The sequence below is a fragment of the Arcicella aquatica genome (genome assembly GCF_034928825.1).
GTDB classification, from domain to species: domain Bacteria; phylum Bacteroidota; class Bacteroidia; order Cytophagales; family Spirosomataceae; genus Arcicella; species Arcicella aquatica.
In genome coordinates this window covers 44747-70744 of the sequence record NZ_JAYFUL010000012.1, presented here as the reverse complement: position 1 = coordinate 70744, position 25998 = coordinate 44747, and the positions used below count along the sequence as shown (strand labels likewise).

The 25998-nt window shown below is 35.6% G+C and carries 24 protein-coding genes; 10 read left to right on the top strand and 14 right to left on the bottom strand.

Annotated features, from left to right (window positions below; genetic code table 11):
• Nucleotides 1-57: 57 nt before the first annotated feature.
• Nucleotides 58-927: an AraC family transcriptional regulator gene (locus VB264_RS09740; RefSeq protein WP_323248889.1), complete on the top strand. Its 870-nt coding sequence runs from the start codon at nt 58-60 to the stop codon at nt 925-927.
• 50 nt (nt 928-977) lie between these two features.
• Here VB264_RS09740 and VB264_RS09735 read toward each other — a convergent pair whose 3' ends face one another.
• Nucleotides 978-1946, bottom strand: coding sequence for a hypothetical protein (locus VB264_RS09735; RefSeq protein WP_323248887.1), 969 nt, complete (start codon nt 1944-1946; stop codon nt 978-980).
• 126 nt (nt 1947-2072) lie between these two features.
• Between VB264_RS09735 and VB264_RS09730 the strand changes: the two genes are divergently transcribed.
• Nucleotides 2073-2741, top strand: coding sequence for a YggS family pyridoxal phosphate-dependent enzyme (locus tag VB264_RS09730; RefSeq protein WP_323248885.1), 669 nt, complete (start codon nt 2073-2075; stop codon nt 2739-2741).
• A gap of 44 nt (nt 2742-2785) precedes the next feature.
• On the opposite strand, the gene VB264_RS09725 is transcribed toward VB264_RS09730, so the two are convergent.
• The 11 genes from VB264_RS09725 to guaB form a co-directional block, all read right to left on the bottom strand.
• Complete coding sequence (locus VB264_RS09725; protein ID WP_323248883.1) at nt 2786-3397, bottom strand: DUF4230 domain-containing protein; 612 nt, start codon at nt 3395-3397, stop codon at nt 2786-2788.
• Between the two features lie 80 nt (nt 3398-3477).
• Complete coding sequence (gene hemA, locus VB264_RS09720; protein WP_323248881.1) at nt 3478-4758, bottom strand: glutamyl-tRNA reductase; 1281 nt, start codon at nt 4756-4758, stop codon at nt 3478-3480.
• Between the two features lie 512 nt (nt 4759-5270).
• Nucleotides 5271-6101 (bottom strand): group I truncated hemoglobin, encoded by an 831-nt coding sequence (locus VB264_RS09715; protein WP_309914889.1) that lies wholly within the window; start codon nt 6099-6101, stop codon nt 5271-5273.
• A gap of 169 nt (nt 6102-6270) precedes the next feature.
• Nucleotides 6271-6696 (bottom strand): heavy-metal-associated domain-containing protein, encoded by a 426-nt coding sequence (locus VB264_RS09710; RefSeq protein WP_323248878.1) that lies wholly within the window; start codon nt 6694-6696, stop codon nt 6271-6273.
• A gap of 381 nt (nt 6697-7077) precedes the next feature.
• Nucleotides 7078-7809, bottom strand: a complete 732-nt coding sequence (locus VB264_RS09705; RefSeq protein WP_323248876.1) for a hypothetical protein — start codon at nt 7807-7809, stop codon at nt 7078-7080.
• A gap of 79 nt (nt 7810-7888) precedes the next feature.
• On the bottom strand, nt 7889-8983 hold the full coding sequence (gene murG / locus VB264_RS09700) for an undecaprenyldiphospho-muramoylpentapeptide beta-N-acetylglucosaminyltransferase (RefSeq protein ID WP_323248874.1): 1095 nt from the start codon (nt 8981-8983) through the stop codon (nt 7889-7891).
• A gap of 107 nt (nt 8984-9090) precedes the next feature.
• The gene (locus VB264_RS09695; protein ID WP_323248872.1) at nt 9091-10236 is read right to left on the bottom strand and encodes an FtsW/RodA/SpoVE family cell cycle protein; all 1146 of its coding nucleotides are present in this window, start codon (nt 10234-10236) and stop codon (nt 9091-9093) included.
• A 32-nt stretch (nt 10237-10268) separates the two neighbouring features.
• Nucleotides 10269-11612 (bottom strand): UDP-N-acetylmuramoyl-L-alanine--D-glutamate ligase, encoded by a 1344-nt coding sequence (gene murD, locus VB264_RS09690; RefSeq protein ID WP_323248869.1) that lies wholly within the window; start codon nt 11610-11612, stop codon nt 10269-10271.
• Between the two features lie 138 nt (nt 11613-11750).
• Nucleotides 11751-12065 carry a large conductance mechanosensitive channel protein MscL gene (gene mscL, locus VB264_RS09685; protein WP_323248867.1) on the bottom strand — a complete coding sequence of 105 codons (315 nt, stop codon included), beginning with the start codon at nt 12063-12065 and terminating at the stop codon, nt 11751-11753.
• A gap of 59 nt (nt 12066-12124) precedes the next feature.
• A complete protein-coding gene (locus VB264_RS09680; RefSeq protein WP_323248865.1) occupies nt 12125-13096 on the bottom strand; it encodes a DUF3078 domain-containing protein in 972 nt (323 codons plus the stop codon).
• A 61-nt stretch (nt 13097-13157) separates the two neighbouring features.
• Nucleotides 13158-14627 (bottom strand): IMP dehydrogenase, encoded by a 1470-nt coding sequence (gene guaB / locus VB264_RS09675; protein ID WP_309914867.1) that lies wholly within the window; start codon nt 14625-14627, stop codon nt 13158-13160.
• Nucleotides 14628-14819: 192 nt separating this feature from the next.
• Between guaB and VB264_RS09670 the strand changes: the two genes are divergently transcribed.
• The 5 genes from VB264_RS09670 to VB264_RS09650 all read left to right on the top strand — a co-directional run bounded on the left by VB264_RS09670 (nt 14820) and on the right by VB264_RS09650 (nt 20018).
• On the top strand, nt 14820-15725 hold the full coding sequence (locus VB264_RS09670) for an FAD:protein FMN transferase (protein WP_323248863.1): 906 nt from the start codon (nt 14820-14822) through the stop codon (nt 15723-15725).
• Between the two features lie 75 nt (nt 15726-15800).
• The gene (locus tag VB264_RS09665; protein WP_323248861.1) at nt 15801-16739 is read left to right on the top strand and encodes a formylglycine-generating enzyme family protein; all 939 of its coding nucleotides are present in this window, start codon (nt 15801-15803) and stop codon (nt 16737-16739) included.
• Between the two features lie 172 nt (nt 16740-16911).
• Nucleotides 16912-18231 carry a Gfo/Idh/MocA family protein gene (locus VB264_RS09660; protein WP_309914858.1) on the top strand — a complete coding sequence of 440 codons (1320 nt, stop codon included), beginning with the start codon at nt 16912-16914 and terminating at the stop codon, nt 18229-18231.
• A 206-nt stretch (nt 18232-18437) separates the two neighbouring features.
• A complete protein-coding gene (locus VB264_RS09655; RefSeq protein WP_323248859.1) occupies nt 18438-19436 on the top strand; it encodes a PDDEXK nuclease domain-containing protein in 999 nt (332 codons plus the stop codon).
• Nucleotides 19437-19724: 288 nt separating this feature from the next.
• Nucleotides 19725-20018, top strand: coding sequence for a hypothetical protein (locus VB264_RS09650; RefSeq protein ID WP_309914853.1), 294 nt, complete (start codon nt 19725-19727; stop codon nt 20016-20018).
• Nucleotides 20019-20085: 67 nt separating this feature from the next.
• Here the strand turns inward: VB264_RS09650 and ppk1 are convergent, their stop codons facing one another.
• Together ppk1 and VB264_RS09640 are read right to left on the bottom strand one after the other, a co-directional pair.
• Entirely contained in the window at nt 20086-22296 is a 2211-nt protein-coding gene (gene ppk1 / locus VB264_RS09645; protein WP_323248857.1) for a polyphosphate kinase 1, read from the bottom strand.
• A 149-nt stretch (nt 22297-22445) separates the two neighbouring features.
• Nucleotides 22446-22934, bottom strand: a complete 489-nt coding sequence (locus VB264_RS09640) for a DUF6438 domain-containing protein (RefSeq protein ID WP_323248856.1) — start codon at nt 22932-22934, stop codon at nt 22446-22448.
• Nucleotides 22935-23195: 261 nt separating this feature from the next.
• Between VB264_RS09640 and VB264_RS09635 the strand changes: the two genes are divergently transcribed.
• From VB264_RS09635 to tatC, 3 genes are all read left to right on the top strand, one after another.
• Nucleotides 23196-23795: an RNA polymerase sigma factor gene (locus tag VB264_RS09635; RefSeq protein ID WP_323248854.1), complete on the top strand. Its 600-nt coding sequence runs from the start codon at nt 23196-23198 to the stop codon at nt 23793-23795.
• A 216-nt stretch (nt 23796-24011) separates the two neighbouring features.
• Entirely contained in the window at nt 24012-24839 is an 828-nt protein-coding gene (locus tag VB264_RS09630; RefSeq protein ID WP_323248852.1) for a mechanosensitive ion channel family protein, read from the top strand.
• A gap of 288 nt (nt 24840-25127) precedes the next feature.
• Nucleotides 25128-25973, top strand: coding sequence for a twin-arginine translocase subunit TatC (gene tatC, locus VB264_RS09625; protein ID WP_323248850.1), 846 nt, complete (start codon nt 25128-25130; stop codon nt 25971-25973).
• Nucleotides 25974-25998 lie beyond the last annotated feature (25 nt).

Here is a 25998-nt window from a genome sequence, read left to right as displayed (position 1 = left end):
GCAATTTTTCTGCCTAAATACTATTGAAATACCAAAAGAAATGTATAAATTTTTGCTATGATTAGAGTCCCTTCCCTTATACATGCTGGTGAATTTCAGTCCTTGAAAATTCAGGATATGACCTTCGTTGCTTATCGCGATCAAGACCCACCGCTAAAAAACGAAGTGTTTTTTGAAGAACACGCCATGATTTTTGTACTAGATGGCGAAAAGCGTTTTACTTTGCCCAGCCAAACTATCCTTGTCCGCAAGGGCAGTGTTGTTTTTATTCCGAGGGGGTATTATCTGATGCAAGAAACGATTGATGCAAGCTACAGGAGCTTAGTGTTTTTCTTTAATGAAAAACTTCTGAAGGAATTTGTTAGTCAACACTTAGACCTCTTTGAAGAATATCAGCGTAGCCAAACTTTGCAAGGAATGTGGAATAATGCGAGCGAGTTATTGGTTTTAGAAATCACGGAGAGTTTGGATAAATTTACGGAGTCTATTTTCCCTTACTTTCATCATGAAACCCAGTATCTGAATCATTTCTTACGGCTAAAACTTCAAGAATTGCTTTTGCATATTCTGGAAATAGACCATTCCAAACAGTTTAAATCAATCCTATTCAGCTTGTATAAAGGGGAAAAGCCTGATTTAGCGTTTTTGATGAATTCATATTACCTAAAACCACTGTCATTAGAAGAACTATCAAGGCTTTCAGGAAGAAGCTTATCTGCTTTTAAAAGAGATTTTCAACAAGAATTTAATACGACTCCTGCTTTGTGGATAAAAAATAAACGACTGGAATATGCTTATTTACAGATTGAAAAAACGGAGAAGAATGTTTCGGAAATCAGTATGGAAATAGGCTACGAAAGTGTGTCTCACTTTATCAAAGCTTTCAAAGAGAAATATGGTTATACGCCTTCGGCTTTGAAGAAATGATATTATATACCAAAATTAAAGGGATTCACCGTAGTAAATCCCTTTATCCATTACTTTACTTCAAAGAAGCCATCCCCTATTTTATAGCCTTCAGCGTATAGTTCTATGATGTGTCTGCCTTCTTTATAGGCTTGTCCACGGCTATATACAAACTCAACAGATTGGTGATGATTATCGTAAACAATTTTCTGTTTAGCAGTATAGGTAATCTCTTTATTCTTATAAGTAAAGCTCCCCGAACCAGTGCTCATATCAGCAATTGACTGTCCTTGTGGGTCGATGATTCTTAAAAAGATTACTTTTGCTTCAAGATTTGTCAAAGGATTTTCTTGCAAATAAAAGGTGATTCTTACTTTATCAACCTTCTTTGATTTATATACACCTCCATCACTTTCTTTTCCTTTGGTAGAAATCGCATACACATTAATGCTTTCAGCATGCAAAGCAGATGCTTGCGAAACCTTCTCGGATAACTCTCTATTTCTTTCTGATAATTCTTTTTGGCGAAGCGTATAATTGATGGCAGAATCGTTCAGCGCTTTTTGGGCATAAGTAACGTCTTGAAGTAATGCCTGAGCCTCTTTGCTGAGCGAATCGTTCATGGCTGCTAAAATACCATTCTCTTTTCTTAGGTTGATTAGCTCATTATCTTTTTCGCCGAGTAAAGTAAGATACTTCTTGATTTTAGACTCATACCTTTTCATCGAAAATCCTTCTGATTTCTGTAAGGCTATTTTGTCTTTTTGCAATTGTTCTTTCGCACGAACTAGCTCGCTTACGTCACCTCCTAACCGTTTAATCTCAATTATTTTGGCATTTAATTGATTTTCAATAGAGTCTAATTTAGTAGTGGCGACTAATAAGTCCTTTGCATGTAAAATACCTAGTTCTTCATTTCTTTTATTAAACTGTCGTTCTCTGAAATATAAAAACCCTAGTGCTGTTACTAAAATAATCAATACAGCAACGGCGATTTTAAGTTTCTGTTCACTTTGTCTATTTGGATTATACTCCTCCATTGGCTAGTATTTGATAATTTATGGTTGTATTAACTTTAAACGTTATAAGTTTGGTTTAATTTTGTAAAACTAAGTGTTTACCCCCGATAACACAAAAATACAAGTATTTACCAAAATTTTTGAACAATGAGCATTGCAAAAAATTTAGATAATATCAAGTTTCAGTTACAAGGCACCTCTGCCCGTTTGATAGCTGTTACTAAAACCAAACCTATTGCTGATTTGGAAGAAGCCTATCAAGCTGGCTGTAAAATCTTTGGTGAGAACAAAGTCCAAGAAATGGTTGAAAAATGGGAAATACTGCCTAAAGATATTGAATGGCATCTGATTGGTCATTTACAAAGCAATAAAGTAAAGTATATGGCTTCCTTTGTAACAATGATACATTCTGTTGATTCTTTAAAACTACTTCAGGAAATTAATAAACAAGCTACTAAAAATAATAGAATAATTGACTGTTTATTGCAAATTTATATTGCTGAGGAGGAAACAAAATTTGGATTATCACAAGATGAAGCCAAAGAACTCTTAAATTCCGATGAATTCCACAGCATGAACAACATCAGAATTGTGGGTGTAATGGGCATGGCTACTAACACCGATGACGAAAATCAAATCAGGTTAGAATTTAGAAGTTTAAAGACTTTTTTTGAAGAACTAAAACAACAAACCCCTGAAACAGAGAACTTTCAGTTAAAAGAAATTTCTATGGGAATGTCAGGTGATTTTCTGATTGCTGCGGAAGAAGGAGCTACTTTAGTAAGAGTAGGCTCTGCTATTTTCGGGCATAGATAATAATTTCATGTGGATTAGTTGTTGACAACTAATCCACTATTTTTTTAACCTAATTCTCTTTTTTTATCTTTCATCGAATATCTCAAAATCACCTTTTTTTTCGATACTGTTTCCAAAAATGGTTTTAAAATCTGTTCTGCCGATTTTTTTGTTTGGTCTAAAATCCCCATTTCTCTGGCAGATTGCGCTACTTGTACCTCTGCTTTTTTAAAAGCATCATCTACTAGCTTTGCTTCGTCCATAAAAGCATATTCAGTATTATAAACCCTTGACTTAGAATGGTCGATTTTATAATTACAAATCTCTGGTTCTGGCAAATGAACTACTAGCACACTATCCTCTTCGGTAATATCAGCTACTCTAATCTTAGTTAAATCCAAACACCCTGTGGCCTCGCCCGTTACAATTAGTAATACTTTGGCATCTGGTAAAAAATTCTTTTTAATACGGCTTTCAACCACATCCCTAAAGTTATATTTTACCAACTCTAATTTCCCCATTGAGGTTATTTTTTGTAGCAATACGCTATGCGATACCTCGGGCTCAGTATCACCAAAAGGATTCTTTAAACTTTTAAATTTCTCCCAAGCCCATATCCCTAACAATATCAGCAATACCAAAGGAAGAATACGAACAAATCTGCGAATTATAAGCATAGTGTTGAAATGTATATTTACCTAAAAACAAAAAACCTGCGAAATAATTCGCAGGTTCTCAAAGTTTTATATCTCTTCTATTAGTGACTATAAGCTGAAGTATCTGAATGTTTTTCCAAATCAAATAATTCATTGATGACATCTACTAATTGGTCTGCGTCTCCACGTTTACAAGCTGCCTTTAATTGAAGTACAGGTAGCTTCATGATTTTCTGAACAATTCCCATCGTGATTTTCTCGATTTTCTCAGACTCTTCTGGTGAAAGATTCTTTAAATGGCGAGCCATCTCTTCTTTACGAATTTGCTCTAAAGCATTTTTCAATTTATTAATCGTTGGCGAAACAACCATTTCTTTCGACCAATCATCAAATCCTACGATGGCTTCTGTGATAATGCGTTGTACATGCGGAATTGATGCTAAACGACTTTTTAATGCCTCATCGGCACGTTCGCGTAGGCTATCGATGTTATATACTAATGCTCCTGGAATATCCTCTACGTTATCTTCTACACTTCTAGGAACTGATAAATCTATAAAATATTTAAACGTAAGAATACCTATTTTTTCAATCAATTCTTTCGTAACAATTGGTTTGTCAATCATTACAGAAGAAATAATTACATCGGCTCTTTTAATTTCTCTTTCTAACGTTGCAAAATCTGCAACTCTGAAATTACGACCCGCCGCAATTTTTTCTGCTTTTGCAAGCGTACGATTCATTACCGTAATCTCTGCAAATTCTTGGTCTGCCATGTTTTTACAAACATCAATACCTATTTCGCCTAACCCTAAAATTAATACTTTGGGATTATTGATATTCCTAGTTACTTCTTCTGTTAAAGCTACTGCAGCATACGATGTTGAAGCTGCCCCGTCGCGGAAAGATGTTTCTTGTGCAACACGTTTATTTGCAAAAAAGATAGTGTGCATCAAACGGTGAAGGAATGGGCCAGCCATATTCAAATCAGCAGCGATTTGATAAGATTGTTTAACTTGGTTAGGTATTTGTAAATCGCCAACTACTTTTGAATGCAAACCTGTTGCTACTTCAAAAAGGTGTTGAACAGCCTCTGATTGTGTATTTAGCTGATGGAAATAATCAACATATAAAGCAGTATCAGTAATCCCTTTTTCGATTAATAACACTTTGATTAATGCTGCCGTGATGTTCTGTTCTGATACGTAATATACTTCTGTACGGTTGCAAGTAGAAACAACAAGGCTTTCTTGAATGCCAAATAAATCTCTGATTTTAAGTGAGAAATTTTTAATTTCCTCCTCAGTAAGAGCTACTTGTTCTCGCACCGCTAAAGGGGCAGACTTATATGATAAACTTAATGCTTTGAAAATATTTTCCATGACTCCTTACAATTCCGATTCGCTTCAATGAGGTTTAATTGCCTCTGTTGGTCGCTATATAATTAAACAATTTGTAATGCTGTGTGCCATATTTTCACAAATTGAATAATTGTGTAAAATTACAACACGAATGATTATGATTGGTTCTAATAACGGCTAATTATTTATACTTATCAATAATTTAGAATACTTATAAATAACAAGCCCATTCTTTGGCTTCATTTATAAAAAAAATACAATTTTTAGGGCTTTTAAATTCTGCCCGAAAGGTAGGTGTGTTTTAAATATTCGAAACTGATTTTTGTCAACTTTATTGTTAATATTCATTAGCAATTTCCTATTCCATATAAACCTCAAACAAAATTACACAATGATTTTCAATAGTGAAAATTGATAATTTATATATAATAATAGTTTTTAACTATAAAACACTTTAAAAAGAGGGTAAAGGGATTAATAAGATGGAATACTATATTCTATGCTAGAAAACCCTTTACCCTTTAGCTGTAAAATTATTGTCCTACAATGTCGCCTCTTAAACTTGCTAAAACTGTCAATAACTGAATTTTAGTCCTCGACTCTACTTTAAACTTCACCAAAGATGCCGTCAGGTCTTCTACCAATGCATTAAAATGAGCATCTGTTAGATTCATGCCTTTGTGGGCTGTCTTCATATCTTTGCCTGTGTATTTTTCTGGTCCACCAGAAGCTTGTCCAACCTGATTGACTAGGTTCATCTTCAAACGATTCAAACGAGCTGGGTCAGCTGCTGCCGCAGCAAAAAATGAATTAATACGAGCATCTGCAGCTACTTTTCCGATAAAATCATCGATAACTAGCGTAATTGCGGCATTTCCTCCTAAACGTGTATAAACACTCGTAGAACCCTCAACAATATCTCCTTTAAGGGCTGCTAAAGCAGTTAACAACTCTGTTTTCTCAGTAGAAGGCACTTTGAATTTATCCAATGATAAAGATAAATCTTCTACCAAAGCATTAAAATGTACCTCCTCTATTCCCATCCCTTTGTGAGCTGTTTTCATGTCAAGTCCTGTGTATTTCTCCATCCCACCCGTAGCCATTCCAACTTGATTAATCAGGTTATTGCGTAATCTAGTCAAACGTGCAGGGTCAGCAGCTGCATCTGCAAAAAAAGCATTAATCCTAGCATCAGCAGCTACATTGGCAATAAACTGGTCGATAACAGCCGATATAGCTGCGTTTCCACCTAGGCGTTCATACAGAGATTTTGGTGCTACTACTTCTTCATCTTTTTTGCAAGATGTAAACACAAGTATCCCTGCCATGAGGAAAGCCCCCCATAGTTGCATTGTTTTTTTCATGTTATTAAAATTTTACCGATGATTGCAAAAGTAGTGCACGCTCGAGATGCCTAACTTTTACGATTAGTTTTAGAAATATACGAGCAAAAAGAACGTTGAGTAATAATAATTAACGTAACTATAGACGAAGTATATCGGTTAAAATGTGATGGGTAATGGAATAAGCACATTATCTAAAGCATAAAGCTTTCTTGGCATTTAAAATAAAATCAATGTATTCGGTCGGTACGGGGCATTGTGGCCCTTTAAAAGCCGTAAAATCTACTTTCATTGGACTGAAGCCCTCAGAAGTAATCGCTTTATTGAGCGCTTCTTCTGAGGTTTCATCTCCGTGGAAAGTAACACTAACTGTTCTTCCCATACGATTTACTGTGGCGGCAGTAATACCTGTGTTAGTGGATAGTTTATTGGCGATATTTAAACTATCATGTTCAGACAATTCACGATTGAGGTTAAAAACAGCTAGAGAAATTGGTTTTAGATTGAGGCGGTCTGATAATGGGGGCTCTTCCCAATTTGCATACACAACGAAACCTACAAAAAGGCTTAAAATGATTATGCTCGTTATTCTGAATATTTTTGTTAACTTTTGCATGGCGGCATTTATTTATTTAAAAATCATTATCGTTTTAATCATTCAATTCTTTCACGCTTTCAAACATATCTACGCAATACATTAAAGCTTGGATTGCATAGAACATTATTTTTTTTTTTAACACTAAAAAAAATGAGTCATCCCGAATTTTAAAATCACAAAAAAGCGGTCTAAAAACTAATTTAGACCGCTTTTGTAGTTAAGTTTCCCCGAATTCCTACTGTTTGAGCGAAGCGAGTTTAGGAATTCTTGATTTTTTTGTTACTTTTTGTATCAAGACAAAAAGTAAGGTCGAGTATAAATCCAAAAATCTCTGAAATCTTTTAAAATTTACTGATTTATGAGAAAATTCGGGATGACTCATGTTTAAAGTTTCAATGATTAATAGCCTTTTTCCCATATTTCATGTGTTCTTTCACCTTTTGACGTTTGCCCAGCATGAATCCAGTCTTTGCCATTTAATACACAATCATATTCAAATGAAGTACCTACTACTTTGATATTGTTAGACGAAAATTTGATTTTTTCAGTATATTTCTCTTTGTTTTTGCTAAAAACACCTCCAAAAGTGCCAAAAAATTGATGGGTATCAATATTGAAACTCGCCCACTGAAAGTATTGACCTGATAATATTTTTATTGTTTTAAAAGGCCCTTTAAATACGGTTTGCATTTTAAAGTCTTTATCTTCCTTCGCGCGTAATCGCCACAGAGCATTTGAAAGAGGCGTTGGATTAGCCTTTTCTTCTATGCGAGACCAAGTACCTGCTAAAGGTCCTTGAGCAACTGTCAACTTCTTTTTGTCGATAGAAAATATATTCGCTACTGTTAAACCAACCAACGTAGAATCTTCTGTGTTGAAATCTCTTTTGTAAGACAAAATCGTTTTAGCATCAGCTTTCAATATTTCAAAACTTCCTCCGCCACTACTGACAAGTTTTTTGTCGCTTACTTTATACACAGCAAACATCAAATAATTTTCAGTGCAAATCAGCGTCGTTGTATGGCCACTCTTATTTATTTGTTGCCATACACCAGCAATCGACTGGGCGTTCAAAAAATTGTTGATACATAAGCAAAAGCCTAAAATGAACAATAATATTTTTCTATTCATTGAAATGTTCAGGATATGAATTACGATTAAGTAATGAACGAAGTTTTAATAACCTTTCGCATAAAACATTCATCGACTTTTACTGTTTAATTAACTTTAATACTTCTCCTGCTATTTCTTTGGCGGCTTCTGGTTTGGCTAGCTGATGAATATTCTTACTCAAAATAGCTTGCTTTTCTACATCTTGAAGCAAATCTATGGTTGCTTTCACAAGGGTTTCACGGGCGGTGATGTCTTTCACTAAAATAGCCGCATCATTGTTTACCAAGCTCATGGCGTTCATCGTCTGATGGTCTTCAGCGGCGGTAGGCAAAGGCACTAGGATAGCTGGTTTAGCCGCTAAACATAATTCAGAAACCGACAAAGCTCCTGCTCTAGAAACTACTACATCGGCCACGGCATAGGCTAAATCCATTTCATAGATAAAGTCAGACACATATACTTGTCCTTTAAAAACACTAGCGGTGGTTTTGGCTCTTTCTATATAAAGTTTGCCAGTTTGCCACACAACCTGATAGCCTGCACCCACCAAGTTGGTCAAGCCTGCATCAATCGCTTCATTAATTGTCCTCGCTCCTTGACTTCCACCTATCACCAATACTGTTTTTTTATCAGCATCTAGTCCAAAGTGTTTTAATGCTTCATCTCTTTTTGATTTTACCTCTAAAATATCTTTTCTAACAGGGTTGCCCGTCATTTTTATCTTTTCAGCCGCAAAAAAGGCGTCCATTTTTGGATATGCTACACAAATTTTTCGGGCTTTTTTAGCCAAAAATTTATTAGTAACACCCGCATAAGAATTTTGCTCTTGAATCAGGTAAGGTATCCCCATCATAGAGGCTGCCAATAGCAAAGGACCAGAAGCATATCCGCCTACACCAACCGCCACATCAGGCTTGAAATCTTTGATGATGGCTCGTGCTTCGCTTAAGCTGGCTATTAATTTCCGTGGGAAACTAAGGTTAGCCAATACATTAGAACGGTTGATGCCTGCAATAGGTAAACCAATAATGGGATAACCAGCCTTTGGTACTTTTTCCATTTCCATTTTTCCTTCTGCTCCTACGAACAAAACTTCAATGTCAGGATTTATTTCTTTTAATGCATTAGCAATAGCAATGGCTGGATATATGTGTCCGCCTGTTCCTCCACCAGAGATGATGACTTTTGTCATTTGAATGTATATTAATAATGTGCTTAAAAGTGATGATTAGGTAATACTTTTTAGGCGATTGATATGCTAAAATATAAGTTGCTTCTAAACACAATAACTTAGCAACCCTATAAAATCGGATTTTTCACTTTGTCTCTACTCACTGCAATAATAATGCCTACCATTGCCCCAGTGAATAACAACGAGCTACCCCCCATACTTAATAAAGGTAGGTTTTGTCCTGTTACTGGCCCAAGTCCTGTAGCAACGCCCATGTGTACCATGGCCTGAATGACTAAACTAAAAGTTAGTCCTGCTGAAAGCAAGCCCCCGAAGGCTCGCCCAGAGCTATCTACAGCTTTCATGCCTCTATACAAAAACCATAGGTAAAGCCCCAATACAATTACTCCGCCAATCATGCCCCATTCTTCAATAATAATGGCATAAATAAAGTCTGATTCAGATTCTGTCAAAAAATATCGTTGCTGACTTTTTCCGGGTCCTTTTCCTACTATTCCTCCGTTAGCAATCGCATAGAAACTTCGCTCTATTTGGTAGTCGGTAGTCTGTGAAGCATCCTTACGCTTACTTCCATTCCAATTACTGGCAAAGTTAATCACACGATTTCGAGCCGTTTCAATACGACTCCCCGTTCCTGTCATGACCAGCAAAGTAGCGGTAATAAAAATACCGACTAAGGCCATGAGCAAATATTGACTGGGAACTCGCCCAAAAAACATCAATAAGAAACAAGTAGTAAATAAAAGTAAAGATGTAGAAACGTTAGTAAGTGCAATGGCCGAACATACCAAAATGATTTTGATAATCATTGGTAAAATTTCTTTGAAAGTATAATTAACGTGCTGTCGCTTGGCAAGCATAGCTGCCAAATTGGTGATTAAAGACAATTTGGCTAAATCGGAGGGCATGAAAGTTAATCCTCCTACGTGAATCCAACGATTGGCGTGGTTAATTCCTTGTTCAAATTTATAGGCATAAATCAATAGCACAAAAGACAGAATTACGCCTGCATTGGAATACATCGCAAAACGATGGTAGTCTAATCGATGAAAAAACCACATAGACCCAAGCCCCAACGATACCAGAATAATATGCTTGATAATATGATAAAAAATACCTCCGCCATTAACCATCACCGCTAACTTTCCCGAAGCACTTGCTACTACAATGATGCTTATCATTGATAAGGTAGCCACAATCGTCCATATTTGATGATCACCTTTTAGGTTATCCTTTAACCAATTTGTCACCATTTGTCACTAATATTTTTGAATAAAATTTCTCTTTAAGCAATTGTCAGGGCTGCTACAGCTTCTTTGAATTGACGACCGCGGTCTTCATAATTTTTAAATAAATCAAAACTAGCACAAGCTGGCGAAAGCAACACTACGTCTCCCTGACTAGCAACTTCTTGTCCTAAATCTACGGCTTTTATTAGGCTATCCACTGAAAAAATCAAGGGTACTTTTTTTCCAAAGAAATCTAATAGTTTCTGGTTATCCGTACCCATACAGATTAAGGCCTTTACTTTTTGTTCCACCAACGCTTCAATCTGGCTGTAATCATTTCCTTTATCAACCCCACCCATAATCAATACGATTGGCTCGTTGAAACTGCCTAAGGCATAAAAAACAGAATCTACATTAGTTGCCTTTGAATCATTCACAAACTTTACGCCTCCTACTTCCCCACAAGGCTCTAGGCGATGTTCAACGCTTTTAAAACTCTTCAGCCCTTCAGTTATTTTATCGTTTTCGATACCCAATACCTTGGCTACTAATATAGCAGACATCGCATTAATCGCATTATGTGAACCCTTGATAGGTAAGTCTGCCTGAGGAAATGAAAAATGATTACCTTGATAAGTAACTTCTAGGTCTTCGTCCAAAAAATAACCTCCTTCAGATACTTTTTCTTGTAATGAAACTGGCAGATAATTTATCGGAAATGTCTTTTTAGTCAGTTCATTAGCTAAGGCTTCGCTTTCTTGATAAAAAATAAAATTATCAGTTGGCGTCATATTTTGTAATACCCTGAACTTGGAATCAATATAGTTCTGAAATTCGTAGTTATATCTATCCAAATGGTCGGGCGTGATATTCAACAAAATGGCAACATCAGCTTTAAACTCGAAGCAATTATCTAATTGGAAGCTACTAAGTTCCAGCACAAAATAATCAAGCTTATCTTCAATTACTTGCTTGGCAAAACTTTCGCCTATATTTCCAGCTAAGCCAACATTCAAGCCCGCATTTTTCAGTAAATGATAGGTCAAGAGTGTAGTAGTAGTTTTTCCGTTGCTACCCGTAATAGCGACAATTTTAGCCTTGGTATAACGAGACGCAAGCTCTATTTCAGAAATAATAGGAATTCTGAGTGATTTTAACTTCTGAATTAATGCTACTTTGTCAGGAATGCCTGGGCTTTTCACTACCTCATCAGCATCCAGAATTTTGCTTTCAGTGTGTTCTCCTTCTTCAAAAGGAATTTCATTCTGATTCAATATCTCTTTGTACTTATCTGACAAAATACCTTTATCCGACAAGAAAACCTCAAAGCCTTTTGCTTTTGCCAATAATGCTGCCCCAACGCCACTTTCTCCTCCGCCCAAGATTGCGATTTTTTTCATATTACAGCCTTTTATTAATCTCTAAAAATTCAATTTGCAAAGTAACCAAAATCTCAGCCCTCTTCTACTATTTCCCTTGGAAAAATAAAAGCCCAAAGTTATTACACTTTGGGCTTCCTTGAATGATATTAAATCATTTTATGCTTTTTCTTCTGTCCTTTTATCAGTCAATCCAGCTTTGTTGGCTACTTTTATAATCATAAAAATCACAAAAGCAATAATCAAAAACTGCACTACTACCTGAATAAAACTTCCATACTTTACCTCGGCTTTGCCTACCATCACAGATAGTTTTGCGAAATCTTCTCCTCCTATTGCTATGCCAATTAATGGCATCAGGATATCATCCACTAATGAAGTAACTATTTTACCGAAAGCACCTCCGATAATTACTCCTATTGCCAAATCAAGGACATTCCCGTGGGCAATAAATTTTCTAAATTCTTTTAGCATTGTCTGAGTGTTTTTGAAAACTATGAAATGTGTTAACAATGCTAATATGGTGAAAATTCTTAAAATGTATACAAAAAGCCAAGCCCTAAATTTCTTGCCTGCTGAATTTTCATGCTTAAATCGTCGTCATACAATACAATTAAATCAAAAGTAGCACTAAAATATTTATTAATTTTTGCTGCTATTTTCGCATCTATTCTATTATCAATATGGGCCAACGAGTTGGCATTAATAAAAACCTGATGACGTAATTTTAGATTGATATTTTTAGCAATGTCTTTATCAAAATTTGAGACAATCTGGATAAGGGCAAAGTCATTTCTAAATTTAGAACCTACGTGAACACCATAGGCTACTTGCAAAGCACCCGTTACGGGGTCTCTTTCTCTTACACCATCATCAGTTACGATTGTTTGACGGATAGCACCCGGAGAAAATACCATTCCAAAATATGGTTTGGGCTTCCATTCAAACCCTATCGATTCGGTAATATACGCAGGTGATAAAAAATTAGAGATTTTTATATCATTCGTTGCTACATCTCCATATTTATAACCTGAGGTAAACTGCGACTGAAAGTTAAACACACCCACCAAAGCCCAGCGTGGGGATAATTTATGACCAACCTTAGAATCAAAGAACAATCGATCGATGCTCTTTCTAAAACCATTTCCATTATCAAGCAAGCCGTATTGCATTTGCAAATCGTTTACCCAAGTAGTTTTACCTCTGGTGTATTCTCTTTTTGTATTGAAAAAAACCGTAAAACCTGTGGCATTTTGCCCTCCGGGGCTCCAATTACTAAAACCTGCATTACTGAAATTAGCACCATATTGTGTTTTCTTCTTCCAGTACGAAGTATCTTTTTTTATTTCTTTAGGCTTTATTTCCTGAGGTTTTACTTCTTGAGATTTAACTTCTTGAGGTTTTGATTCCTGAGGCTTAGTTTCTTCGTTTTTTTTATCCTGTGAAAAAGTATTCAATGAATAAAGTAGGCTTACAATAATGAATAGCAAATGTTGTTTCTTCATATAATATAATTTTTAGTCCGTTATTAATTTTTCACAAATAACGGACTAAAATAATTTATTCTTATTTGGCACTGTAGTTAGGTGCTTCTTTTGAAATAGTAATATCGTGTGGATGGCTCTCTCTAGAACCTGCTGCTGTTATCTTTACAAACTTTGCTTTTTGCATCGCTTCTATGTTTCCAGCACCGCAATAGCCCATTCCAGCCTTTAGTCCTCCTACCATCTGATAAATGATTTCAGAAACTGCTCCTTTGAATGGTACTCTACCTACAATACCTTCTGGTACCAATTTCTTGATGTCGTCTTCAGCATCTTGGAAATAACGGTCTTTAGAACCATCCTCCATCGCTTCAACAGAACCCATACCGCGGTAAGTTTTATATTTACGTCCTTCAAAAAGTACTATTTCGCCCGGTGCTTCATCTGTACCAGCTAACATCGAACCAATCATCACAGTACTTGCTCCACCAGCAATAGCCTTTACAATATCACCCGAAAAACGAATACCTCCATCTGCGATAATAGGTACGTTTAAGTCGGCAACAGCCAAGGCTGCTTCATAAACTGCGGTTAATTGTGGCATCCCAACGCCAGCAATAATACGCGTTGTACAAATACTACCTGGGCCTACTCCTACTTTAATAGCATCTGCACCAGCTAACGCTAACGCTCTTGCACCGTCGCCAGTAGCAACGTTACCTACAATAACATCTAAATTAGGGAAAGTTGCTTTTACTGATTTCAACGCATCAATTACTCCTTTAGAATGTCCGTGGGCAGTATCAATACTTACTACATCTACGCCAACTTTTACTAAAGCGGCTACTCTTTCTAATAAATCTGCTGTTACGCCTACAGCAGCACCTACTCTTAAACGACCTAAAGAATCTTTTGAAGCATTTGGGTGACTTTTTCTCTTCAAAATATCTTTGTACGTTATCAATCCAATCAATGTTTGGTTGGCATCAACGATTGGTAATTTTTCAATTTTATATTCTTGTAAAATGCTTTCAGCATCTTCTAATGAAATTCCCTCTTTGGCAGTAATAAGATTTACTTTGGTCATTATTTCAGTAACCAATTTTGTCAAATCTTTTTGGAAACGCAAGTCTCTGTTAGTAAGGATACCAATCAACTTTCCTCCATCGTTAACTACTGGAATACCACCTATTTTAAAATCACGCATTATACGATGTGCATCACCTAAGGTTTGTCCTTCAGTAAGGGTAATCGGATCTATAATCATTCCAGATTCCGAACGTTTTACTTTTCTTACTTGGGCAGCCTGTTGGGCAATAGTCATATTTTTATGAATGATTCCGATACCACCTTCTTGTGCCATAGCAATGGCTAAATCAGCTTCGGTAACAGTATCCATCGCAGCGGAAACAATTGGGGTATTTAAAACAATGTTACGAGTAAGTTTTGATTGCGTACTTGTATCTCGTGGAAGAACTTCTGAATAAGCAGGAAGAAGAAGCACGTCGTCATATGTGAGGGCTTCGAAAAGGAACTTGGATGTATCTAACATGGCAAATATCGTTGATATTGTTATTTGCAAGACAAAATTACTATCTTTTTTGTACTTTTAAAAGATTTCGATAAAAATTCTTATTAAATGATTGTAAAATTCCAATTCATGAAACTGTTTTTTATTTTTTTATTATTTCCACTAACATATTCGTTTGGTCAGTCACTAAAATTTAATTTCTCACAGCCCAAAATGGGCTCTCCTTTTAACATTACTGTTTACGCAAACGACTCTATCCAAATTAAAGAAGTTACGAAACAGGCTTACCTGCTCGTAGATTCGCTCAACCTTATTTATAGCGATTATCTTGAAAATAGTGAGCTTTCAAAATTGAGTACAAAAGCAGGACAAAAATCTTTTACACAGGTAACGCCTGCCTTGTGGGATATTTTACAAAAATCAGTACAAGCTTCTCTGAAAAGCAATGGTGCTTTTGATATTAGTATTGGTAGGGTGGTAAAGCTATGGAGAAAAACCAGAAAAGATAAAATTTTACCCCAACCTATAGTTTTGCAAGAAGCCATTAAAACGGTAGGCTATCGTGCTATCCAGATGAACCCTGCTAATAAAAGTGTCAGACTATCAAAGCCTAATACTTTATTAGATTTAGGCGGTATTGCCAAAGGATATATTGCACAAGTGGTTGTAGATTTTTATCGGGAAAAAGGTTTTAAAAAAGTGTTGGTAGATGCTGGAGGAGACTTAGCCATGAGTTGGGAAGGAACATCTGGCTGGAAAATTGGTATTAATGTTCCCAATTCAGAGGAACTATTACAACGATATTTAGTACTTCAAAATCAAGCCGTAGCTACGTCTGGCGATATGTATCAATATGTAACATTCAATGGAAAGTATTATTCCCATATCGTAAATCCTGCTACTGGAATGGGCTTAACCGAACGAAAGAATGTAACCGTTATCGCACCAGATGGCGCAACTGCCGACTGGCTGGCTACTGCTTGTAGTGTATTAAGTACAAAAAAAGCATTGAAGTTAATAAAATCCATGCCCAATTGTGAAGTAATGATTGCTGAAATAAAGGATGAAAAAATCTTGAAATGGCAATCAAAGGGATTTGATGCCTATTTTGCCCAATAAGGTTTGCACAGATTAAACAGGATATGCTCAAAAAATTATTTTTTTAATTTTAGCACAACTTACTTTAAACATACTATGCAAAAAATACTCTTAATCTTTTTAATTATTCTTTTTCAAGAAACTGTTGCGCAAGATTTTAAGCCTTACGAGCAAACTATTCCGAACACTACCGTAAAATATAAAATGGTGCCTATTCCTGCGGGAACATTCTCCTTGGGAAGTCCAGCGTCAGAACAAGGACACGAAGCCGACGAAAGTCCACAAGTAAAAGTAAAAATTGAGCCCTTTTGGATGGGAGCATACGAAGTAACTTACGACGAATACCAATTATTTTTTGAGGAGGAAAGAGACCCAGAGCCTAAACCAGATGCAATTACTCGCCCTAGTCCCCCTTATATAGATTTTACTTTGGGTATGGGAAAAGTAGGAGGATTTCCTGCTAATTCTATGCAACAATACGCCGCTTTGATGTATTGCAAATGGTTATATTACAAAACAGGTTTTTTTCATAGACTACCCACCGAAGCTGAATGGGAATATGCGTGTAGGGCTGGAAGTAATACAGCTTATTTCTTTGGAAATGATGCTACTAACATAGGAGATTATGCTTGGTTTAAAAGCAATTCAGAGGATAAATACCATCACGTAGGCGAGAAAAAGCCTAATGCTTGGGGATTATATGATATGCTAGGTAATGTAACGGAGTGGACGCTTGATCAATACGATGAAAGCTTTTATCAAAAAATACAAGCGAATGAGGTTAATCCTTATAATACAAAATTAAAACGTTATCCAAGCACTGTGAAAGGGGGGAATTATCAAGATGAAGCTATACAATTACGTAGTGCCAACCGTCTGAAATCTGACGCCATTTGGAACAGAAGAGACCCCCAAATTCCAAAAAGTAAATGGTGGAATGCTGATTCACCCTTCGTAGGTTTCAGAATCATCAGGCCTGTAAAACAACCAACAAAGGAAGAGGTTGATGCTTTTTTTGAAAGTGTGTTGAAGTAGGAAAGAGATTTACCCGCAGATTTTGGAGATTTTAAATCGATGATTTACAGATATTTTTCTAATATTCATCACCGTTATCAGCGTATTTTTTTCAGCGAAAATCAGCGGGAAAAATATTTAATCACAGATTTTGGGAGATTAAAAAATTCACAATTCACAACTCTTATTTACTATGAATTTTAATAGACGAGATTTCGTAAAAAGTACTTCCATCATTACAGGTGGATTATTAACCACTCCGTTTTTATCTGAAGCTTCATTCTTCAATAGCAATTCGGATGATACCATAAAAATTGCTGTCATCGGTTGCGGAGGTAGAGGCACAGGAGCAGTAGTTCAGGCATTAAGCACTAAGCAGAATGTTAAGCTAGTAGCGATGGCCGATGCTTTCAAAGACCGCTTGAATCAGTGTTATGAAAATATAACAAGTGATGACCAAGCACATTTAAAAGCAAAAATCAATGTACCTGAAGATCATAAATTTACGGGATTCGATGCTTATCTAAAAGCTATTCCTTTGGCTGATGTAGTGATTCTTACTACGCCTCCAGGGTTTCGTCCGATGCATTTTGAAGCAGCCGTAAATGCGGGTAAACATATTTTCATGGAAAAACCTGTAGCAACAGACCCTGCTGGTATCCAAAGAGTATTAGCCGCAGCCGAAAAAGCAAAGGCTAAAAAGCTAAATGTGGTAGTTGGTTTACAAAGACATTATCAGAATTCGTACCGCGAATTGATGAAACGCCTGCAAGATGGCATGGTCGGAGATATTGTTTCGGCTTCTGCTTGGTGGAATAATGATGGCGTTTGGACGAACCCTCGCAAACCTGGACAAACAGAAATGGACTATCAAATGCGCAATTGGTATTATTTCAACTGGCTTTGTGGCGACCATATTACTGAACAACATATCCATAATATTGATGTAATCAATTGGGCAAAAAATGGCTATCCAGTTAGAGCAAGGGGTACTGGTGGTAGAGAAGTACGTAAAGGAAAAGATACTGGTGAAATATTTGACCACCACTTGGTAGAATTTGAATATGCCGATGGCACTATTTTGAATTCTCAATGCCGTCACATGAAAGGCACTTGGGCTAAAGTAGATGAATTGGTGGTAGGGACTAAAGGTAAAATTCAGTTTGATGCCGCTAAAATCACGGACCATAAAGGCAACTCGTTATATGCATTTGATAAGAAAAATAAGGAGAATCAACCTTATCAAACCGAACATGATGAATTGTTTGAAGCCATTGCTAAAGGTGAATACAAATTTGCTGATGCCGAAAACGGTGCGAAGTCAACAATGACTTCTATTTTAGGCAGAATGGCTACTTATTCAGGACAAGTGATTGAATGGGACAAAGCCATTAATTCAGGGATTGATATTATGCCAAAAACTTTGGCATGGGATGCTGATATGCCTTTGAAACCAGATGCAAATGGAAATTATCCTGTAGCAATTCCGGGAAAAACGAAGTATTTTTCATAACATTAAAAGTGCAAAAGTATAGATTAAAGCATCTGTTTCTTATATCATTATTTTAGTAATAACTACCTTCGGACCAGTAATTCATAGCATGAGTTACTGGTCTTGTTATTTTGTTATTACAAACTTATCATCACTATTGTATAAATAATCCCAACAAGCTAACGAACAGGCAATTAATTTATAAATTTGTAGCATACAAGGAAAATATGGACAATCGATTTATTGATATTATACAACTAATTAAACAATCTCAGGCGAATGCAATAAGAGCCGTCAATGCTGAATTGATAAATCTTTATTGGAACATTGGAGAATATATTAGCAGGAAAATTGAACAATCTGAATGGGGAGACTCTGTAGTTACTGAATTAGCAAAATACATCCAACAAAACGAACCAGACTTAAAAGGTTTTTCCAATAAGAATATTTGGAGAATGAAACAATTTTACGAAGCTTACAAGGACTTTCCAAAACTCTCAACACTGTTGAGAGAAATTAGCTGGTCTCACAATTTAGCTATCTTTTCAAGATGTAAGACGATTGAAGAAAGAGAATTTTATTTAAAGTTTTCAAAACAAGAAAATTACAGTTTTAGAGAACTCGAACGACAAATATCAGCTAGTCTTTTTGAGCGGATTATGATAGGAAACTCAAAGTTTTCAACAACACTAAGTGAATCTAACCATGACTTTTCAAATGCCTTTAAAGATAGCTATGTATTTGAATTTTTGAGTTTACCAGAAAAACACAGTGAAAGCGATTTGCAAGATGGACTTGTAAAACAAATGAAAAACTTTATTCTGGAACTTGGGAAAGACTTCCTTTTTATTGGAGAAGAATACAGGTTACAAGTTGGCTATAGCGATTTTTACATTGACCTTTTATTTTATCATCGTGGTTTACAATGTTTGGTAGCCTTTGAATTAAAGACAGATAAATTCAAGCCTGAACATTTGGGGCAATTGAATTTTTATCTGGAAGCCTTGGACAGAGACGTTAAAAAGCAAAATGAAAATCCTAGTATTGGAATTTTGTTATGCAAAGACAAAGATACTGAAGTCGTAGAGTATGCTTTAAGTAGAAGTCTTTCACCAACAATGGTTTCTGAATACAAAACTCAACTTCCTGACAAAAAACTATTACAAAAGAAATTACACGAACTATTCGGGGGGGACGAAGAAAAGAATAGAGATATAACCATTTAACAGTCACCCACCTTTATAAACAAGAAGCATTTTCTACTCTTACAGATTCTTCGTGGCACGTTTTTTCATTGCACACACAGTATTAAGTTATTTCTCTGTGCGAACATAACAAATTTGGCTAGATTAGGAAAGTTTGAATTTCAGTAGTATTGTCTCAAAAGTCATAACCATCAATACCTTCATAAATCAGTATTTAAAATGGATGTAGTTTTTTGCATTTTTTTTATAAAAATAACAATCAATTAAAAATATCGTTATATTTATAAATAATCTTGAAAAAATAAAACTATGGATATTTTTGATTTTGACTATAATTTTCAGGAAAACTCTCAAGGAGGAGGTAATGATTTACTATTATTGGAAGAAAAATGGCTAGGAGAATCTTTAGTTGGATATCTAGTCGAATCACAAACACAAGATTGGCTGATTTCTTTGGTATTTGTTTCTAGAGAAACTCCTTTAAAATTTATCATCCGAAAACTAGAAAAAACTCCTTCTCAAGTAAAAATGGAGCAATACCGTTTACTTTCATCAAAAACTTCAAAACTTTTAAAACCTTTTTATAAGGGTTCATTAAATTAATTTTCAAATAACAATAAAGGCGACCATTTTTATCAAATGGTCGCCTTTATTGTTGATATAAACTGAATTAGACTTCAGTGCTTACTTCTTCTTCAATTATCTCCTCTTCTTGAAACAATTTGGCTTCCATTACATCTGCCATACTTACTTCAAAGAATTTTTTATGAATATCAAATGCTTCAACCCCACATTCTGCTGGCGAGGCACAATGCTTAAACGAGCCATCTTCTTGCATGGTATAAGCATTTACATTGTCTTTCAGGTTCCAGTCTAAAATATGAATGGCTTGTTGTTTTACTTGAACCCCATATATTTCAAAAAGAGATTCTATTCTTCTGTCAAAACTCCTTACCATTACGTCTGCTGAACCTCCATATACTTTAGGCTCGCCATTGTTATGGAAATAATAAATACGGGTATGTTCAAGGAAATCTCCTACGATAGAACGCACCGTAATGTTTTCAGACAATCCTTTTCTCTGCGGACGCAAACAGCAAATACCTCTTACTATCAATTGAATTTTCACACCCGCTTGCGACGCTTTGTATAATTCATCAATCGTAATTTTATCTTGCAATGAATTTATTTTTAAACAAATTCCACTTGGCAAACCAGCTTTTGCATTAGCAGCTTCATGCTGAATCATTTCTACCAAACGCTTACGCATATCTCTAGGCGCAGTAATTAGCCTTTCATAAGAGTGCGGTTGCGAATGACCAGTAATAACATTAAAGAATTCTGAAATATCTCTTGTTAATACTTCGTCAGTAGTTAATAAGCCAATATCAGTATAAAGCTTGGCAGTATCTTCATTATAATTTCCAGAAGATAAATGGGCATAGCTTTTTACTCTGTCACCTTCATTTCTGATTACTTGCAACAGTTTGGTATGGGTTTTAAGCCCCGGTATTCCATAAATCACAAAGCAACCTGCTTTTTGTAAGCGGAGGGCTTCACGAATATTATTTTCCTCGTCAAAACGTGCCTTTACTTCAAACAATACCGACACGTGTTTGCCATTTTCAGCGGCGTGTAATAGTGCCTCCGCAATACGCGAATGTTTTGAAATTCGGTAAAGTGTTATTTTAATAGCCAATACCTGTGGGTCTTCTGCGGCTTGTTCTAACAACTGAAGTACAGGCTCAAAGTTGTTAAAGGGATGATGCAAAAGTATATCCCCTTGTTTCATCGTTTCAAAGATATGCTCTGGCTTTTGAGTAAGTTGACCCAATGCTGGAACAGATGCTTTTTGAATATTTTGTCTTGACTTTAACTCTGTATGCTTAATAATCTGCCAGAAGGCTGTAAAGTCAATCAGCGTACTGCTAAAAAATATATCGTTCTTTTCTAGCTTCCAACGCTTTAGCATCATTTGCAACATCCACTCTGAACAACCATTTTCCATTTCGATACGGGTAACTCTACCCAAACGACGGTCTTTGATTTTCTTCTTGATTTCATCGATAAAATCAGTTTCAGAATCTTCATGTTCTACCACATCAAAATCACCGTTTCTTGTAATTCTGAACAAGGCAACTGATTCAATTTCTACGTTTTTATAAAGCTTCCAGATTTCGTGACGAATGATTTCTTCAATAGGCAAAAACAATACTTCTTCTTCGCGCTCTACCACATAAAAACGTTTTAGGTTTTGTGGTATCTGAACAAAACTTATCTTTCTGCTTTCGTTAATATTGCTTTCAGTACGCTCCCCTTCGCTTTTAGTAACTACCCCGAAAATCAAGGTTTTACCAAGTAAACTCGGGAAAGTATGCGTATGGTCGAAAACCATAGGCGTAAGCATTGGGTAAATAGTACGATTGAAGTAATCAAGGACTTGCTCCATTTCCTCATCATTGAGGTCATTCAGCCCGACTACTCTAAAGCCATTTTCAACAAATTCTGGGAACAATTCTTCGTTATACAACCTTTGTGTTTCTGACACAAAAGATTGTGTGGCAGCCATTAACGTTTTTTTGAAAGGCAATTCTCTCAGACCCGAATAATCTGTACGCTCTTTACCGTAATCGATATAGTTATACAATGAACCTACACGAATCGTAAAAAATTCATCAAGGTTTGAAGCTGTAATCGCTAAGAATTTTAATCTATCGAAAATATTCCTACGTATATCTCTAGCTTGATCAAGTACTCTTTCATCAAATTTCAACCAACTTAAATCACGGCTGATATAGTCAGACTTCTCAATAACGTCATACGACTTATTAATGACCTTTTCGAGACGACGTTTCTCTTCGGGTGTTTGCTTTGTATTCATAAAATTGTTTAGAAAGGAAAAAAGATTCCCCACAAGAGAATCCTTTACTCTACTGCGTTTTCTGTATTTGGGAATTACACTCATGCCTCAACAAAGTTAAATCTAATAAGAAGATATCCTTATTATAAAATCATTAAATTTCACGCTATCTATTTTTTAACTTTTATCTCGTCAGATACTAAATCAACAAGGAGTTGTTCTAGTTGCTTTAGCTCCTCTGGACTTCCATGGTAATCTTTAATTTTCAGCGTCTTGGTCTTATCAGTAAAAGAAATATATGTAGTGGGCATATCGGTAATAGGAGCGCTATATTCTTTTTTGAATTCAAAAAAATTAGCTGCTCTAAATTTACTAACAAGCTCTTTTACTTTTCCTTTTGGTAAAGACTTTGAAGATACGCCTATTTTATCAACAAATCTTTCACCTTCATACACTAAGCTATCATTTTCAAATACAGTCATTTTAAATACTGGACACGTTCCATAACATGGAGTTTTACTTAAAGTAAAAATAATTTTGGCTGATAAATCGGTATTTGAAGACGATTGCTCAGTAACTGACGATGTCCCTTTTTGGGTAACTTTACAAGCTCCTAGAAAAAAGGCACTTAATAAAAAAAAACTTAAGAATAATTTCATGTGCTGTAGGTATTATCATATAAATTTCAACGCCTCTGGTATTAAAAATATTATATAAAACCTTGCGATTTAGCTAATTTAAGGCTTTTCGCTTTTTAAATATATAATAGAAAGTAAATATTTTTTGTTATTTTCGTATTCCAATAACACACAGCGTCACTGCCCACCAAAATTCCTCCTTAAAGTATAAGACCAACAATCGCATTGGTTAGTCACCAAATACGATTAATAATTCATTTATAGCATTTAGCTTTAGTATTAATGAACCTTAAAAAATTAAGTGACGAACGATTAGTTTCCCTGTTTATTGAAAGTCAAAACAACAGCTATTTTGAACAGTTATATGACCGTTATGCTGATAAAATCTATCGCAAATGTTTATCTTTTGTAAAAGATGAAGCCAAAGCAGAAGATTTTACACATGATATTTTCATGAAACTTGTTTTAAATATTGGTTGCTATAAAGAAACAGCTAAATTTTCAACTTGGCTATATTCTATTACTTATAACTACTGTATAGACCAATTAAGAATTTCAAAACGCTATAATGAACATCTGATTGATGACAATTTTGATTTGATTGATAATGACGAAGAGGCTGAACTAGCTGAAATGGAAGACCATCGCCTTCGGAAAGCACTTCAACAGATTGTTGCCGAGGATAAATCTATCTTAATGATGAAGTATCAAGACGAAATGAGTATCAAAGAGATTTCTAATACCTTGGATATTTCTGAAAGTGCTGTCAAGATGCGTTTATTAAGAGCAAAGGATAAGTTAAAAAAGGCTTACTTAGAAAGTTTATTTTTCTGGGGAATAATCGTCACCAAAGCTATCCATGTTTTTTTTCATCATGAATAACAATCCATTAAAAAATATCGACTCCGAAAAAAAGATTGCGCCTCATGTCAAAGCTGCGCTAGTAGCCGAAATAGAGACCATAAGAGTCACGTCTGTACTGGTTGAGTTATTTGTTGGGAATTTCATCAACACTTTCACAAAATCAATCGATATAAATACTGAACAAGAACAATCCGAGATTTAACCATTTCTTTCTTATTGCAAATATTTACCATTATGCCTAACATTCAAGACATCCTCTTTCAGACTTTCCAAAAACTTTTAGAACAATTATTCCTATTTACTCCCAAGGTACTTGGTGCACTCATTTTGTTGATTGTGGGTGTGGTTATCGCTAAAATAACTACCAATGTTCTACAAAAAGGACTTGAAAAATCTGGGTTTGATAAATTAGGAGACAAACTGAATGAAATAGATATTATCAAACGTTTTGGATTAATAAAACTAAGTGCCTTTGTCTCAAAAACACTTTACTATTTCATTATGCTAGTGTTTCTTACAGCAGCGACAGAAACCCTAGAGATGAGGGTGTTGACTGACATGGTTTCTTCATTGGTCAATCTTATTCCTAAGCTAATTGCTTCGGCCCTTATGCTTTTAGCAGGTGTTATGATTGCCGATGCGCTCAAGAACTCTGTGATAAATGTTTGTAAGTCATTGAGAATAGAATCGGGCAAGCTTTTAGGTAATATTGTTTTCTTTTTCTTCTTGGTAGTGGCATTGATTGCCGCTTTGAAACAAGCAGGTATCGAAACCAGTCTGTTAGAATCTAGCTTCAACCTCATCATCGGTGGAATTATCTTATCATTTGCTGTTGGGTATGGATTGGCTTCAAAAGATGTGCTTGCCAATATTTTGTCTAATTTTTATAGTAAAAATAAATTCAAAGAAGGGCAAACTATTATCCTCGATGGCGTAAGAGGGCAAATTGTTGCCATTGATAATACTTCCATTACACTACAAACAGGCGAAAGTAATACTGTTTTCCCATTGAGTATTTTACAAAATCAGAAAGTAGAAATTATACCCATGACTACTATTTGATTGTTATTCAACCATATTTTAAAATCTCCAAAACCTAGGATAAGGCTTTGGAGATTTTTTTTGCCTGCCTGCAAGTGGCTAATAAATGTTTTTTGAAAAATCTATCTGCCCTATAATAAACAGACAATCGTAAAGGTTATCAGGGTTTTTTGCGTTTTTGATGTACTTTTGCAGTGAAGCAAAAATACCATCGCTTGTTTATCAGAGATGAATGGTAGAAACAGAACAAAAAAAGGGGAATATTTAAACGTATTACCTTTATTAAAATAGCAAATTAATATTCAAAAAATGGCTTTAGACCAAGAATTTGACAAAGAATCAGACGAAAAAGAAGGTGATGAAATGACATTCCTTGACCACCTTGAAGAACTCCGTTGGCACATATTACGTTCGGTAGCGTCTATTTTGGTATTTACAATTGTAGCATGGATTTTTCAAAAAGAAATTTTTGGAAAAGTTATTATGGGACCTTCAAAGTCTGAGTTCTGGACCAACCGAATGCTTTGTAAATTAGCAGATGCTACAGGTGTAGAAGGTTTGTGTTTTACCCAAGCAAACTTTATTTTGCAAAGCAGAGAAGTATCAGGACAGTTTATGATGGCGCTTACGCAGTCAATCCTTGTAGGCTTATTGTTTTCTTTCCCTTATTTCTTCTGGGAAATTTGGCGTTTTGTAAAACCCGGCTTAAAAATCACAGAAGCTAAGGCTGCACGTGGAGCTGTTTTCTGGGTATCGTTGTTGTTTTTCATGGGCGTAGCTTTTGGTTATTTTGTGGTTTCGCCAATGGCAATCAACTTTTTGGCAAGCTTTAAACTAGACGAGTCTATCCAAAACCAATTCGATATCAGTGATTATATCTCTTTGCTTTCAATGATGACATTGGCTTGTGGATTAACATTTCAATTACCAATGATTACTTATGTACTATCTCGTGTAGGTATTCTTACTCCATCTTTTATGCGAGAATACCGTCGCCATGCAGTGGTTGGTATTCTGATTGTTGCAGCGATAATTACGCCTTCGCCAGATATGATTTCTCAGTTATTGGTAACCTTTCCATTGTTGTGTTTATACGAGGTAAGTATTCTAGTGTCGGCAAGAGTAAATCGTCAACGCGAAGCTGAAATGCTATAGAAATTAAGTTCGTAAAATTTTAGTT